14 protein-coding genes are annotated in these 14,094 nt (G+C 38.4%); 12 read left to right on the top strand and 2 right to left on the bottom strand.

The annotated features are described in order from the left end of the window. The first annotated feature begins 4 nt into the window (after nucleotides 1–4). From sufU to GVV22_RS02575, 9 genes are all read left to right on the top strand, one after another. Nucleotides 5–445: a Fe-S cluster assembly sulfur transfer protein SufU gene (gene sufU / locus GVV22_RS02615; RefSeq protein WP_159648618.1), complete on the top strand. Its 441-nt coding sequence runs from the start codon at nucleotides 5–7 to the stop codon at nucleotides 443–445. Next, complete coding sequence (gene sufB / locus GVV22_RS02610; RefSeq protein WP_159648617.1) at nucleotides 438–1,853, top strand: Fe-S cluster assembly protein SufB; 1,416 nt, start codon at nucleotides 438–440, stop codon at nucleotides 1,851–1,853. Before sufU ends, sufB begins: the two co-directional genes overlap by 8 nt. A 16-nt stretch (nucleotides 1,854–1,869) precedes the next feature. Next, nucleotides 1,870–2,424: a 5-formyltetrahydrofolate cyclo-ligase gene (locus tag GVV22_RS02605; RefSeq protein WP_159648616.1), complete on the top strand. Its 555-nt coding sequence runs from the start codon at nucleotides 1,870–1,872 to the stop codon at nucleotides 2,422–2,424. After that, on the top strand, nucleotides 2,411–3,568 hold the full coding sequence (locus GVV22_RS02600) for an MFS transporter (protein ID WP_159648615.1): 1,158 nt from the start codon (nucleotides 2,411–2,413) through the stop codon (nucleotides 3,566–3,568). The genes GVV22_RS02605 and GVV22_RS02600 overlap by 14 nt, the downstream gene beginning before the upstream one ends. 226 nt (nucleotides 3,569–3,794) lie before the next feature. Beyond that, complete coding sequence (locus GVV22_RS02595) at nucleotides 3,795–5,042, top strand: citrate lyase holo-[acyl-carrier protein] synthase (protein ID WP_159648614.1); 1,248 nt, start codon at nucleotides 3,795–3,797, stop codon at nucleotides 5,040–5,042. 11 nt (nucleotides 5,043–5,053) lie between these two features. Continuing rightward, nucleotides 5,054–6,307 carry a tyrosine--tRNA ligase gene (tyrS, locus tag GVV22_RS02590; protein WP_159648613.1) on the top strand — a complete coding sequence of 418 codons (1,254 nt, stop codon included), beginning with the start codon at nucleotides 5,054–5,056 and terminating at the stop codon, nucleotides 6,305–6,307. Nucleotides 6,308–6,317: 10 nt separating this feature from the next. Further along, nucleotides 6,318–6,914, top strand: a complete 597-nt coding sequence (locus GVV22_RS10955) for a membrane lipoprotein lipid attachment site-containing protein (RefSeq protein WP_201290680.1) — start codon at nucleotides 6,318–6,320, stop codon at nucleotides 6,912–6,914. Between the two features lie 62 nt (nucleotides 6,915–6,976). Then, the gene (locus GVV22_RS02580; protein ID WP_159648612.1) at nucleotides 6,977–8,269 is read left to right on the top strand and encodes a serine hydrolase domain-containing protein; all 1,293 of its coding nucleotides are present in this window, start codon (nucleotides 6,977–6,979) and stop codon (nucleotides 8,267–8,269) included. After that, nucleotides 8,256–9,254 (top strand): S66 family peptidase, encoded by a 999-nt coding sequence (locus tag GVV22_RS02575; protein ID WP_159648611.1) that lies wholly within the window; start codon nucleotides 8,256–8,258, stop codon nucleotides 9,252–9,254. The genes GVV22_RS02580 and GVV22_RS02575 overlap by 14 nt, the downstream gene beginning before the upstream one ends. A gap of 46 nt (nucleotides 9,255–9,300) precedes the next feature. Here the strand turns inward: GVV22_RS02575 and GVV22_RS02570 are convergent, their stop codons facing one another. Next, entirely contained in the window at nucleotides 9,301–9,525 is a 225-nt protein-coding gene (locus GVV22_RS02570) for a hypothetical protein (RefSeq protein ID WP_236261909.1), read from the bottom strand. A 165-nt stretch (nucleotides 9,526–9,690) separates the two neighbouring features. Here GVV22_RS02570 and GVV22_RS02565 point away from each other — a divergent pair, with 165 nt between their 5' ends. Genes GVV22_RS02565 through GVV22_RS02555 form a run of 3 tightly spaced genes read left to right on the top strand, consistent with a single transcriptional unit; the run spans nucleotide 9,691 to nucleotide 13,261 of the window. Then, entirely contained in the window at nucleotides 9,691–10,998 is a 1,308-nt protein-coding gene (locus GVV22_RS02565) for a PTS sugar transporter subunit IIC (RefSeq protein WP_159648610.1), read from the top strand. Continuing rightward, a complete protein-coding gene (locus tag GVV22_RS02560) occupies nucleotides 10,998–12,035 on the top strand; it encodes a MupG family TIM beta-alpha barrel fold protein (RefSeq protein WP_159648609.1) in 1,038 nt (345 codons plus the stop codon). The genes GVV22_RS02565 and GVV22_RS02560 overlap by 1 nt, the downstream gene beginning before the upstream one ends. A 53-nt stretch (nucleotides 12,036–12,088) precedes the next feature. Beyond that, nucleotides 12,089–13,261, top strand: a complete 1,173-nt coding sequence (locus GVV22_RS02555) for a PTS transporter subunit EIIC (protein ID WP_159648608.1) — start codon at nucleotides 12,089–12,091, stop codon at nucleotides 13,259–13,261. Nucleotides 13,262–13,344: 83 nt separating this feature from the next. On the opposite strand, the gene rpsD is transcribed toward GVV22_RS02555, so the two are convergent. Beyond that, entirely contained in the window at nucleotides 13,345–13,947 is a 603-nt protein-coding gene (gene rpsD / locus GVV22_RS02550; RefSeq protein WP_159638818.1) for a 30S ribosomal protein S4, read from the bottom strand. Nucleotides 13,948–14,094 lie beyond the last annotated feature (147 nt).

Here is a 14,094-nt window from a genome sequence, read left to right as displayed (position 1 = left end):
GTATATGGATTATTTTGATAACCCACAATTTTTAAGACAAATTATCATGGATCATTACGAAAATCCGCGAAATAAACGCATGGAATCAGACTATCCAAGTATCCAAATGAGTACCGACTCATGCATTGATGATCTTTTGATCCAAGCTAAAATTGAACATGGCACGATTGTGGATGTTGCGTTTGAAGGTCAAGCATGTACGATTGCGACATCGGCAGCGTCGATTATGACAGAATTACTGAAAAATAAAACTGTCGACGAAGCAACCGCAATTATTGCTGAATACAATAAAATGCTACACCTCGATACGTATAATCATGATGTCTTGCAAGAAGCGAATGCATTTAAAAATGTTGGACGGCAAGCCAACCGTATTCATTGTGCTACATTAGGATGGCGTGGCATTACAGAATTAATTGAAGAAAGTAGGGATCAAGATGAGTGAAGAAAAAATTAGCGATCGAGATCGTTTACCCAGCGAAACGTACGAATACGGATTTCATGATAACGTCGAAGCTGTAGTACAATTTGATAAAGGGCTTAATGAAGATGTCGTGCGTGAAATTTCTCGAATTAAACAAGAACCAGATTGGATGCTAGACTTGCGTCTCAAAGCATACGAACACTTTAAAGCACAACCCATGCCAACGTGGGGGGCTGACTTATCAGCCATCGATTTTGATGACTATATTTATTACCTAAGACCAAGCGATCGTGCTGAAACGTTGTGGGAAGATGTTCCAGAAACCATTCGAAACACGTTTGATCGTCTTGGAATTCCAGAAGCTGAAGCGAAATACTTGTCGGGCGTTGCAACTCAATACGACTCAGAAGTTGTCTACGCCAATATGCTACAGGAAGTTGAAGCAAAAGGGGTCCTGTTTTTTGATATGGATACAGGACTGAGGGATTATCCAGAAATTGTTCAAAAATACTTTAATAAACTCGTCCCCTACAATGATAATAAGTTTGCTGCGCTTAACACTGCAGTGTGGTCTGGAGGATCCTTTATCTATATTCCAAAAGGTGTTGTATTGGATAAACCATTACAATCCTATTTTAGAATTAATGCTGAATCCATGGGACAATTTGAGCGCACACTCATTATTGTTGATGAGGGCGCCGATGTTCACTACGTTGAAGGGTGTACAGCGCCAATCTATTCGAAAGATTCGATGCATGCTGCTGTCGTTGAAATTTTTGTGCATGAGAACGCAAAATGTCGCTATACTACCATTCAAAACTGGTCAACCAATGTCTACAATCTCGTAACCAAACGTGCAACAGTTGATGCACACGGAGTGATGGAATGGATTGATGGAAACATCGGTGCTTATAAGACCATGAAGTACCCATCTTGCATTCTTGCAGGAAACGCTGCGAAAGGAATGACGATTTCGATTGCTGTCGCAAGTAAAAATCAATGGCAAGATGCTGGCGCTAAAATGATTCATAAAGCACCCAATACGCAAAGTACCATTATCTCAAAGTCTGTTTCACGTAATGGTGGGACTGTAAACTACCGTGGAATTGTCCATCACGATAAAAATGCTATAAATGCTAAAACAAAAATCGAGTGTGACACGCTTATTTTGGACCAACTATCGATGAGTGATACGATGCCTGTAAATATTGTTGAAACCAATGCTTCCATTATCGAACACGAAGCACGCGTTTCCAAAATTTCTGAAGAAGAACTCTTCTACTTGATGAGTCGTGGACTTAGCGAAGAACAAGCGTCTGAAACCATTATCCTTGGTTTCTTAGAACCATTTACACGAGAATTACCAATGGAATATGCCGTCGAATTAAATCAATTGATGAAGATGGAAATGGAAGGATCTGTTGGGTAATAGAAAGGACATGCCTATGTCAGTGAAACGAGACATTGCTACCGCAATTATTGCACAGCGAAAAAAATATGATGTCGAAACGCGTTTGCCGTGGGATAAAGCAATCCATGACCAGGTGATCGAAAGAACATCAGGTCATAAGGTTATTGCCTTGTATGCTGCATTTAACCATGAAGTCGATACATACGCTATCATGGAGACACTGTGGTGGGATCACACACTGACGTTAGTCTTACCTAAAATCAAAGACAATGTGATGTCTTTTCATCCAGTTACTGGGTTTCAAAATTTGACACCAGGACAACTTGGAATCCTTGAACCCACGACGGAAAAGACCATTGACGCAAAAGATATTGACATGATGTTAGTCCCAATGGTAGCATTCAACCGAAATGGATATCGTATAGGTTATGGGGCGGGGTATTACGATCGATATTTAAAAGATACTGATTTCATCAAAATTGGACTTGCATATGACTTTCAAGAAACAACGGTTTCCTTTGAAGAAATGCATGATATACCATGTGATGCAATCATTACAAATAGAGAGGTAATACATGCAAGACAATAGAAATAAGATGTTTAAGTTTAGTGTGGTAATGTTCCTTGTGTATGCATCCCATGCAATTATGTTTACACAAATGATTCCATACTTAACCCAACTGGGATATACGGGAACGCAAAGAGGATACATTTTGTCATATTTTGCGGTGGTATCGATTGTGGGCCAAATTTTAGTCGGGTACCTCAGTGATCGATTCGGAGCCATTAAACGATTCTTTATTTATACAACCTTTATTCTGTTTATGACGGGCTTAATGGCTTTTAGCTTTGACGGTGCCAATTATTGGTTCCACTTCTTTGTCGTTGGAACAATGGCTGGATTTACCCGGATTGCCAGTAACTTATATGATACATGGGTTTTAGAGACTGATGGATTGTATCACGAGTTTGGGCGCATTCGGTCTTTGGGTTCGCTCGGGTGGGCATTAACATCTTTAGTAGGTGGATACCTCGCAACGAGTTTGGGATTCCATAGTATTGGTATCCTATCAGGTGTGCTTAGTTTGTGCGTTATCTTTTTGTCATTTCGACTTGAAGAGGCTAAAACTGAATCCCCTGATCCCATCAAGTTTAAAGATATGTCAGCACTGTTTCAAAATAAAAACTATGTGCTGCTGTTAGTTGTTTATTTTGTCGCATACTTTGTTTACAATGCAGACGGTATCACCGTTATCGATTTGATATTTGATTTGGGTGGCAATGCGTCAAATGTTGGGACCAAATGGTTTGTACAAGCCGTTAGTGAGATTCCGATGATGATTATCATGGGACGCCTCTTGATAAAATATCGCGGTAAGAAACTCATGATTTTTGCATCAGTGATTACGGCCATGCGCTTTTTCATTTATGCAATGGCTCCCAGTGTCACAAGCATCTTAATCATGACAGTATTACAAATGCTGTCTTATCCATTCTTATTGATTTCGCAAAAGGATCTTGTTTATCGTGAAGTGCCCGAACATTTACGTTCGACTGGACAAATGGTTGCAATATCGATAACAATTGGTTTAAGTGCTGTATTTACACCAATTTTTGCCGCAGCAATTGTCGAGATGACAACGATTCGAACAGCCCTCACGGTGTTTGGTCTATTGATGGTTATTCCAGCAACATTAATGCTCTTTTATAAACCAGATAATCACACAGTTTAACATATGCTTATCAACACATTTACAAATTATAACGATACAATAATCCTGTAAATCAATTGGTTTGCAGAAGCCTATTTCTCTATCCTAGGAATAGATTTCATACCTGTAATAACAGAGAAAAGGGCGCGAGCCCTTTTTTTCTTCAAACTTTGTGAAAATAATTGATATTTTGATAAGAAAAAGATTGTATTTATGGTAAAATAGGGATATTGAAAGAGGGATCGGTATGAATATTGTTCAATTAACTTCGGAATCAATTCGAGAGCTACGTGCGAAACGTAATGGAATTATGCGTGGCATGATTGAAGGTCAAGAAGGATCACTCCTCGTCCTTGGAGGATCGTTCGCAGGGAATGACCGACAAAGAAACGTTGTATCGTATGCAGTGTTCACAATTTTCTTTGAAATATGGGAAAGATTTAATATGGAATCATGGTCCTATACATTTGATGAAGAAGGCCTTATTTTTTACATTAAACTGGATGAAGATGCCAAAAAAGTTAAAGACATCCTTGTCCATTATGAAGATCACCATCCAATAGGCTTTGCTATCGATAGTGATGTTTTTGATGCTACACAAGAGTGGACCCGAGATTCTCTTGGCCTAACACCACGCCGTGATGAGTATTTTAAAGTTGCTTTGGATGAACTCATGAATGATATTGTTGTAGATCCTAAATACATTGATAACTATATAAAACGTGTTGAAGGCTATATTGTTAAAGGCGATAAGCAAACAATCCTTTCCAATATTTTAGTTTATGGATATGTCAGTGCTTATACCAAAGAACTTGGATTTGGTATGTATGGCCCTAACTATAAAGGCAGTAACGAACAAATGAACTTCGAGAAGTTTATACATTTAGTACGTGCCTACAAAGATGAAGCACATCGTATTTTTAACGTAAACAGTCATAATGTTTCCGATATACACCGATATCAGCATGACATTGAAACAAAAATTCAACGTGCTGTTTTAAACCAACAGACATATAAATATCCTGTCTTTATGACAAGTATTATTATGTTTGCGTTTATAAACTCAAGAGGGTATGCAGACATTACCAAGCAGGTCAAACAATTTGGTGAAGGATTTGCACAACATGGCTTTTTTGATGAAGATCCAAAACGCTATGAATTTGTGGAGACCGGGATGCGTGAAGTCTTTAACCACTACGTTCCGTTTCTTCAAAAGAATAAATCAATCACATCAACCCTGCTTTATATCATGAGCCGTCATGATGATCAGTCGATTATTTTGCACAATGGCGACCAAAACTTGTTAAAAGTTCAGTTTCTTTCGAAGAACTTGATTCATAAAGAGGATAAATGGATCGAATTGGACAAATTCTGTAGTTCAAGTTACATTTATCCCTATGACGATACGACCCTACTTGTGATAACATGTATGTTAGATATCATGCAACGTTATTACCTGAAGATAAAAATGTTATTTGATACACAAGAAAAATAAAGGTGGAAATAATGAAATTTTTAGATGAATTAGAATGGCGCGGTCTTGTTAAAGACGTTACAAACCGAGATGCTTTGAATGAACGTCTTGAAAATCCAATATCACTATACTGTGGATTTGACCCAACAGCGGATTCATTGCATGTTGGCCATCTCCAACAAATCATCCTTCTAAAACGTTACCAAGCACAAGGACACCATCCCATTGCGCTTGTTGGTGGTGCTACGGGAATGATTGGAGATCCACGACCAACGACCGAACGCTCAATGCTTACTGACGAAGATTTGGCTCGTAACATTGCGGGAATTGGAAGCCAAATTGAACGCATTGTCAGTTCAGATAATAATCCAGTTCGTATCTTAAATAATCGCGATTGGCTGGGCGATTTATCCATGCTTGATTTTTTAAGAGATTATGGAAAACACTTTAGTGTTGCGACAATGCTTTCAAAAGATACGATTGCGAAACGTATTCAAACAGGGATTTCATATACAGAATTCTCATATACAATTCTTCAAGCGATTGATTACCTTCATCTCTTTAAGAATGAAGGCGTACAACTCCAAATTGGTGGATCTGATCAATGGGGAAACCTAGTCAGTGGTACTGAGTTAATTCGTCGTGTTGAAGGACATGAATCCGAAGTTTATGGTGTCACATCACACTTGATTATGAAGTCAGACGGTACTAAATTTGGTAAGAGTGAAGGGCAAAACATTTGGTTAGATCCTGGACGTACCGATGCCTATGAGTTCTACCAATTCTGGATTAATACAAGTGATGAAGACATTATTGATTTTACTAAACGTCTATCTTTTAAATCAGTTGCGGAAATTGAAGCAATCGAAGATGCATTTAAAGAAGCACCACACTTACGACATGCTCAAAAAGAACTTGCAAAAGAACTGACACAAATTGTTCATGGTGATGCCGGTCTTGACATGGCATTACGAATGACAGAAGCATTATTCTCTGGTAATGTCCAAAACTTATCTGTAGAAGAACTTCGTTCAGCATTTAAAGGCAGTAGCTCACTCGATGTTGCGGAAGCAAAAACAATCGTTGATTTACTCGTTGACACCAAGATTCTTCCAAGTAAGCGCGAAGCACGTCAACTTGTTAAAGATGGTGCGATTCGTGTCAATGGCGAAGTTGTGAACGATGCAGAGTTCATCATTTCAAAAGAAAACGCAATTGGCGAACAACTTACCGTCATTCGACGTGGTAAGAAAACATATCATTTAATCAACCACGTTAGCGTCTAAGGAGGCCTTGATGAAAAAGTTCCTTACATTAATAGTACTCGCATTACTTGTTACTGGATGTTCATTCGGAGAGAAGAGTCTTTACGCTGAAAAAGTAAAACGCTATGAGTCATCTTGGAAAGCCATCTTAGACCAAGATAAATTTGTAGCGTCATCACCATACTTCAATGTTAAAGCAACTATGGGTAAAAAAGGTGATGGTTATGTCTATGAAATCGTTGTGGATCAACCACGGATTGCACTGTACGAAGTTGAAGTTGTAGTTGTTGCAAACAATGAACCTTACAACAAAGAAACTATGATGCCATCCGCTGGAATTTTTGATGGACAATATTCAATGATTCCAAATCAGACGGATACGGAAAAATCATTTGTTGGCGGATTCCAGCTCAATGGTGAAACAAGTCAGTCAACCGTTAATTTAAAAATTCTTGTAAGTTGGAAAGATTATTCTCATCTTGAAACAACACGAGAATTCCTTGAATTCAATCTCGAATACAAAGATACCCCAGTCGTGCCAGTAGAAGTTGCACCGACGGAACCAACGGAAGATGCACCTGTTGAGGATGCACCTGCTGAAGATGCTCCGGCAGACGAGGAAGCGTAACATTTGGAAGAAACTACCACAAGGTAGTTTCTTTTTATAAATAATGGAGAGGTGGTAGGATAATGGATAGAATGATTGAATCTTTTTTAGCGCAATATAAGGCTCAGGGAGCCTGTGTGGGGATTGTAGACCACAATGGCCAATGGAAGTACAAAAAGGTATACAATGAGGCCATGTGTCCGCATCTGGTCGCAGAACAGTCACGCTATGGCATTGCTTCAATAACGAAACTGTTGACAGCCATCGTCATGCTTAAAGGAGCGACATCAAATTGGTGGTCGCTTGACGATTCTATATCTGATTACTTTCCAAGTTTTGACAGAAGAGATATTCGAATCCATCATTTTTTGAACCACACTTCAGGATACTATCCGCAACCACGCACAACAATTGCTCAAGTATGCCAAAAGACAGGATTTAAGCAAAAAGTTCATGACTGTGGTTTATCAACTGAATACATGGACCAGGCAATAGCAATTCTCATTGATCAGCTTAATGCAGAGAAAAAGCAACACAGTTATCCGGGAACATATGTGAGTTACTTCAATGATGGCTATGCATTACTTGGGGAAGTAATCCGTGTTGCAAGCCCATATGTTCATTATGAAGCTGCAATTCAAGACTTAATTTTCAAACCACTTGGTATGCACGATTCAACGACAACGTATCTAGATGTGAACAAAAACGATCAAACCACATTCCAATATTATTGGAATGAGGACCAATGTATCGAAATAAAGGACTACTATGACAATGCCTTTGCTTTACAAGGCGGTGGCGCTGCGAAATCAACGCTTCATGACATGGGGAAATTAGCAACGTGGTTAATGCAACCATCAAACGACATGTTGGCGCATCTTGAGACGCATTTGCGTGAGGTTGGATATGGGATTCAATATGGATTCGGAAGTCAGTACATTCAAACAGAAATAGGTAATGTGGTAGGGCATGCAGGTTCGCTAACCGGAGTATCAAGTGCATTGTTTATAAATGAAACGAAAACTGAAGCCGCTATAGTACTCTGTAATACAAGCGATATTCCTGTGCAGAAATTAGCCCTTATGATGCTAGATGTTACGACGAAAGATACGCCGGATGAAGTATCGTGGAGTTTAGAAAAAATGAATTCTTTATACGGAAGTTATTGTGCTGGTGAGGGGTATAACGTTGAAATTTCAAAAGAAATAGTAACAATTGGAGGTGAAAATCATAGCTATACGACATGTAAACATGACTATATTAGGGTGTCTACTGGCAATAATCCGATTTATCTGAAAATTATTTTTGAAGAAATAGATGTTATTGGCATTCGATTTGGATTAAGAATATTGGAGAAAACAAATGAAAAAAACTAGACTAAAAGTCGCAAGTGTCAGCTTATCGTGGGGTGGCGCAGGGGATATGGACTTACGCTGGCGCTATGAAAAAGGGGTTCAATACCTCAAAGATACATTTGATATCGAGGTCCTACCAATGCCCCATACACTCGATGGTAGTGAGTCGGTATACCAGAATCCACAACACCGTGCCCAAGATCTTATGGATGCATATAAAGATGATAACATTGCTATGGTCCTATCGTGTATTGGTGGATCAGAGAGTGTTCGAATATTACCATATTTAGATGATGCTATCTTTATAAATAACCCAAAACCATTCATTGGGTACTCAGATTCCACAACACTACACTTGTATCTTAATAAACTAGGCATCAAAACTTACTATGGCCCATCGATTCTTTCAGAGTTTTCTGAGAACAATGGGATGTTTGAATACAGCCGTGATTATTTCCAAAGGATTGTATTAAATCAAGAAGCAAGTGTGAGAATCGAAGCGGCAACGCAATGGACGAGTGAGCGAATTCCGTGGCTAATAGAAAATCAAAATCAGACAAAAACGATGAATCCGCATGACGGTTTCGATTTTATCCAGGGTGATAAAGTGGTTAGTGGGCCTCTGATTGGCGGGTGTATCGAAGTGCTCAGTAACTTAAGAGGTACAGATATATGGCCGTCATATGAGTCTTTCGACGGTGCAATTCTTTTCCTCGAAACCAGTGAAGTGATGGCAGAACCATGGTTATTTGAGGATATGCTACGGGCATTGGTTACGGTAGGAACTCTCGAAAGGACCTCTGGTATCATTTTTGGGAAGCCTTATCATAATAAGTATTATCAAGAATACCGAGAAATTATAGAAAAAATTGTACAAGAAATCGACTACGAGGGTGCCATTGTCGCCAATATGAACTTTGGCCATACCCAACCAATGTTTTCGATACCTTATGGCGGTATTGGGGTTATTGATCCCATTCAAAAAACATTCACAATCAAACAATAAAAAAGAAGAGGCGATTGCCTCTTCTTTGTGGAGTAGATAGTTACTCTTAGATATATTCTTCTGATTTAACAGTGAACATAATAGCCCCTGCCATAGGGTCTTTTTTGATTTCTGCTTTCGCAATTTTACATGCCAATTCTGTATCTTGTTCGCTTGTTTCAAAGTAAAGGCGGATACCATCTTTTTTTACAAATGTAAAAGAAGGTGATTCCATAGATTCCAAAATTGTTTGAATTTTGCTTTGCATGATCGGACTGTTTACGATAATCATAATAATGCCTCCATTAACTTCTCTACTATCATACCAATGTTGGAAATTATTTTCAATCCAATTAAAAAAGTTTTTCAATAATTGCCAAAAGGTGTTGAAAATTATTTTCGAACAGTGTATCCTATGGGTGTAAGCACTATCAGTGCATCAGGAGGGAAAAGTAATATGGAAGCTTTAACACGCTTTATTGAAGAACGTATAGCACCACCGCTAATCAAATTTTCACAATTGAAATACGTTCAAGTAATGCAACGTACCGGACTTGGTATTATGAGTTTACTGGTAGTAGGATCAGTATTCTTACTCGTAGCATCATTTCCATTTGACCCATGGTTGAAATTCTTAGGAGATTTCCGTTGGGTAATCGCAGCAGCATCTGGTGTGGGGACATCATTTATTGCACTTTACACAGTAATCACTGCATCATACGGTTTGGTTGAATTCTATAACAAACAACGTGGTGAAAATCATGATATCATCCAACCAATGATCTTATCAGTAGCATCATTCTTACTTCTAAATCCAGCTCAAACAGTCACAACATTGATTGAAGGTATTGCAGAGCCTGGAAAATTCACAGGAGTTCCAACAGCATACTTAGGTGCCGTCGGAGTGTTTGCCGCACTTATTATTGCAATTGTAACTGTTGAAGTATACCGTTTTGTAATTAACCGTAAATTAGTAATTAAGATGCCAGAAGGTGTTCCACCAATGGTTTCTCAATCATTCATCGCTTTAATTCCATCATTTGTTGTTATTATCATGTGGTGGTTTGTAGGATCAGTCTTCAAGATTAATTTACCACAAACAATTGCTGGTATCTTTACACCACTTGTACGAGTTGGAGATAGCCCAGTCGTAGTCTTGATTTCAACATTCTTAAACCGTATTCTATGGGCTGTTGGTATCCATGGTTCAAATATTGTTAACTCAGTAGGTGGAACATTCTGGGGCCAAATGACTCAAGAAAACTTACAAGCACTTCAAGCAATGCAAGAATTGCCATATACATTTACATCAGTATGGATTGATAACTATATTTGGACAGGATTATTCCCGCTCGCAGTCGCTTTAATCCGTTCAAAATCACCACGTCTCAAAGGACTTGGAAAACTATCAATTGCTGCGGCACTCTTTAACATTGGTGAGCCACTAATCTTTGGTCTTCCAATTATGTTAAACCCATTGATGATGATTCCATTTATCTTGTCATACATGGTTCTTGCAATCGCAGCGATTATCTTAACATTAACCGGTGTTCTACCAGTTCCGGTAATGATTATTTCTTGGATTACGCCAGCACCACTTAAAACATGGTTAGCAACGAGCGGAAGTATTACGGCAGTATTATTCGTTCTTGCTGGATGGGTCTTCATGTACTTAACATTCTACCCATTCGTAAAAGCGTTAGAAAAACAAGACTTGAAAGAAATTGCAGCAGCTGAAGAAGCACATAAAACAGAGGCAGCCTAATGTTAGGAATTTCCTGCTATTTCAAAGATTTGGATTATGACTATCTGGAATATGCTGCGAATTTGGGAGCGAAGTATGTCTTTACTTCGCTTCACATTCCAGAAGAAGACTTATCCCAATTAGATACAATGCTTCCAAAATTTCTTGATAAATGTCAGGAATTAAACTTAAATTTAGTACCTGATATTTCACCAATGACATTTGAAAAGCTCAATATTGAACCAAACAATTATGTTGGTTTGAAAGAAAAAGGATTCAAAGTGTTGCGATTAGACTATGGTTTTGATGATTTTGAAATTATTAAAACATTGCTTCAAGATTTTGAACTTGTGCTTAATGCAAGTGTTGTGGATGAGCAATACATCATTGATGCTAAAGCCCATGGTGTAGACTTTACACACATTTCAGTAATGCATAACTTCTATCCAAAAACTGAGACCGGTCTATCATTAGACTACTTCAATAAAAAGAACGAAGCATTCATTAAATATAACATTCCAATTATGGCATTTGTTCCAGGTGATCGTTTGAAACGATTCCCACTGTATGAAGGATTGCCAACAGTTGAGAAACACCGTCAAGTACATCCCTATGTTGCTGCTGTTGAATTAATCCACAGTTGCGGTATTCAAGATATTTTGATTGGTGATTCATTAGCGCATAATGAAACACTACGTTACATTCAAAGCTATATGGAAGACAAAACAATGCATATTCCAGTCTACTTAGATAAAGCATATGCATCAATGTACGAGCAACCGTATGCTATCCGTAAAGACTTATCTGAAAACGTAATTCGACTTGCAACACCACGTATTCCAGACATTGCGATTAACAATAACAACTATCGTAATAAAGGGTCGATTACAATTGAAAATACGTTATCAGGACGTTATAGCGGAGAAATCCAATTGACTAAGAAAGATTTCATGATGGATGCACGTACAAACGTCATCGGATTCATTCATCCTGATTATATTGATTTAGTCCATTATATGGAACGCGATACACGAATTGTATTTGTACCTATTTCATAAGAAGGAATTTATTCCTTCTTTTTTATGAATAAGTTGCACAAAGGAGTAAAAGTATGACAATTGAAGCCATTGTGAATGGGATTCAACAAAACAAATATTTAAATGCAATGAAAACAGCCATTATTAAAGTGGCATTTATTCAAATAGGAGTCGCACTTGTAATTTTCATGGTTCATGTTTTTGAACAACGCGCAATGATAAGTGCAGCGGCATTCAATCAAGTTGCGCTCTATTATGCGTATTACTGCATACTGCTAGGAATCATTTTTACGTTTGTAATGTCGCAGGCTTTGATTCCTGTTGAACGTGAATATCAGATTTATACCGTAACATTCTTTGTGATGATGTATGGGGTTCGATTTATGGAAAGCAATCGCTTCCTCGAGTTTCCAATCGTTGCATTGTTTCTGGCGTGGATCATGATTCTAGCAAGCGAAAAACTGTCGGGGATACAGTTTAAATCAAAACATGTACCACAAGCCGTGAACGACTACATGACGAAGCTAATCCCTATCGTAATTCTTTTGATTCTTAATGTCTTAATCTTAGTTCAGTTCACACTTATTGTAGATTTATCAGTGAATATTTTGGTGTATGTTACGCGCTTTGTAACATCATTTGGTATGGTCATTGCAACAATCGTATTAATCTGTGGGTTCTGGGTCTTAGGAATTCATGGTGTTGCGGTGATTGGAACCTTGTTAAGGCCATTTTGGTTTTATATGATGATTGTGAATGGCTATCAAGTAATTACAAAACAACCGATTTTGTATATTGGGAGTGAGACCTTCTTCCAGTGGATCGTTTGGTTGGGAGGTTCAGGATGCACCCTGGGCTTGGCTATCGCAATTCGCTTCTTCGCTAAAAGTGAACAACTTAAGTCTTTTGGGAAAGTGGGACTCAATTCAAGTCTATTCAATATTAATGAGACGATTTTATTTGGAGTTCCAATTGTAGATAACAAAAACTTTAGAGTGCCATTCTTTGTCGCGCCGATTGTATGTGCTGTAGTAGGGTACGGTGCTATGGCGTGGGGCTATGTCTCGATACCTAGTATCGTGTCACCGTGGGTCTTGCCTGCGCCACTAGGGATTTTTATTTCAAGCTTAGCAGACTTTAGAAGTGTCGTGTTATCGCTAATCTTGATTGTGATCTCTTTTGTAGTCTATTTCCCATTTTTTAAGCGATATGATCGTGAGCTCCAAGTGCAGGAGCAACAAAGATAACAAAAAGAACTTTGTGGTTGAACCCAAAGTTCTTTTTGTTTACTCAATAAAAAAAGAGGCGGATGCCTCTTTTAATCTGAAGATTAACGGTTGTAGAACTCAACAACAAGTGCTTCGTTGATTTCTTGGTTTAGTTCGCTACGTTCTGGTAAACGAACATATTCACCTTTCATCTTGTCAGCGTCGAAAGTAACGTATGCTACTGTTCCAACTGATGCTTCCATAGCTTCTTTGATTGATGCCATTGAGCGTGATGATTCTTTAACTTCGATTGTTTGTCCTGGTTTAACTTGGAATGAAGGGATATCCACTTTCTTTCCGTCAACAAGGATGTGACCGTGGTTTACTAATTGACGTGCACCACGACGTGTACGTGATAAGTTCATACGGTATACGACGTTATCTAAACGTGATTCAAGCATGAATAAGAAGTTGTGACCTGCAACACCTTCTTGTTTTACAGCTTTTTTGAATGTGTTGTAGAATTGTTTTTCTGTAACACCATATGTGAAACGAATACGTTGTTTTTCACGTTGTTGTAAACCGTAGTTTGATAGTTTTGGACGACGTGCTTTTCCGTGTTGTCCTGGAGCGTAATCGCGACGTTGTAATTCTTTACCTGTTTCTAAAATTGAGAAACTAAGACGACGTGATTTTTTCCATACTGGACCATTAACTGTTGCCATTTGCTGACCTCCTATATGTCGAGTCAACCACAAATTACTAATAGTTGAGTTCATCTATTACTGTTTCCCTTATTCAGCTAAGGTACTTTAGTTCCTGCCGCGGGATGAACGCGTGGCTACCAACTTTGTGTGCTGATTTTTCATGAC

Source organism: Erysipelothrix aquatica (assembly GCF_009828825.1).
Classification (GTDB): Bacteria; Bacillota_I; Bacilli_A; order Erysipelotrichales; family Erysipelotrichaceae; genus Erysipelothrix; species Erysipelothrix aquatica_A.
Note: the sequence above shows the minus strand (reverse complement) of the source record. Positions and strands in the feature narration are given on the sequence as shown.

Coding starts and splice junctions, on each gene's coding strand:
- sufU (WP_159648618.1), top strand. CDS start 5: ATGGATTATTTTGATAACCCACAATTTTTAAGACAAATTATCATGGAT.
- sufB (WP_159648617.1), top strand. CDS start 438: ATGAGTGAAGAAAAAATTAGCGATCGAGATCGTTTACCCAGCGAAACG.
- GVV22_RS02605 (WP_159648616.1), top strand. CDS start 1,870: ATGTCAGTGAAACGAGACATTGCTACCGCAATTATTGCACAGCGAAAA.
- GVV22_RS02600 (WP_159648615.1), top strand. CDS start 2,411: ATGCAAGACAATAGAAATAAGATGTTTAAGTTTAGTGTGGTAATGTTC.
- GVV22_RS02595 (WP_159648614.1), top strand. CDS start 3,795: ATGAATATTGTTCAATTAACTTCGGAATCAATTCGAGAGCTACGTGCG.
- tyrS (WP_159648613.1), top strand. CDS start 5,054: ATGAAATTTTTAGATGAATTAGAATGGCGCGGTCTTGTTAAAGACGTT.
- GVV22_RS10955 (WP_201290680.1), top strand. CDS start 6,318: ATGAAAAAGTTCCTTACATTAATAGTACTCGCATTACTTGTTACTGGA.
- GVV22_RS02580 (WP_159648612.1), top strand. CDS start 6,977: ATGGATAGAATGATTGAATCTTTTTTAGCGCAATATAAGGCTCAGGGA.
- GVV22_RS02575 (WP_159648611.1), top strand. CDS start 8,256: ATGAAAAAAACTAGACTAAAAGTCGCAAGTGTCAGCTTATCGTGGGGT.
- GVV22_RS02570 (WP_236261909.1), bottom strand. CDS start 9,525: ATGATTATCGTAAACAGTCCGATCATGCAAAGCAAAATTCAAACAATT.
- GVV22_RS02565 (WP_159648610.1), top strand. CDS start 9,691: ATGGAAGCTTTAACACGCTTTATTGAAGAACGTATAGCACCACCGCTA.
- GVV22_RS02560 (WP_159648609.1), top strand. CDS start 10,998: ATGTTAGGAATTTCCTGCTATTTCAAAGATTTGGATTATGACTATCTG.
- GVV22_RS02555 (WP_159648608.1), top strand. CDS start 12,089: ATGACAATTGAAGCCATTGTGAATGGGATTCAACAAAACAAATATTTA.
- rpsD (WP_159638818.1), bottom strand. CDS start 13,947: ATGGCAACAGTTAATGGTCCAGTATGGAAAAAATCACGTCGTCTTAGT.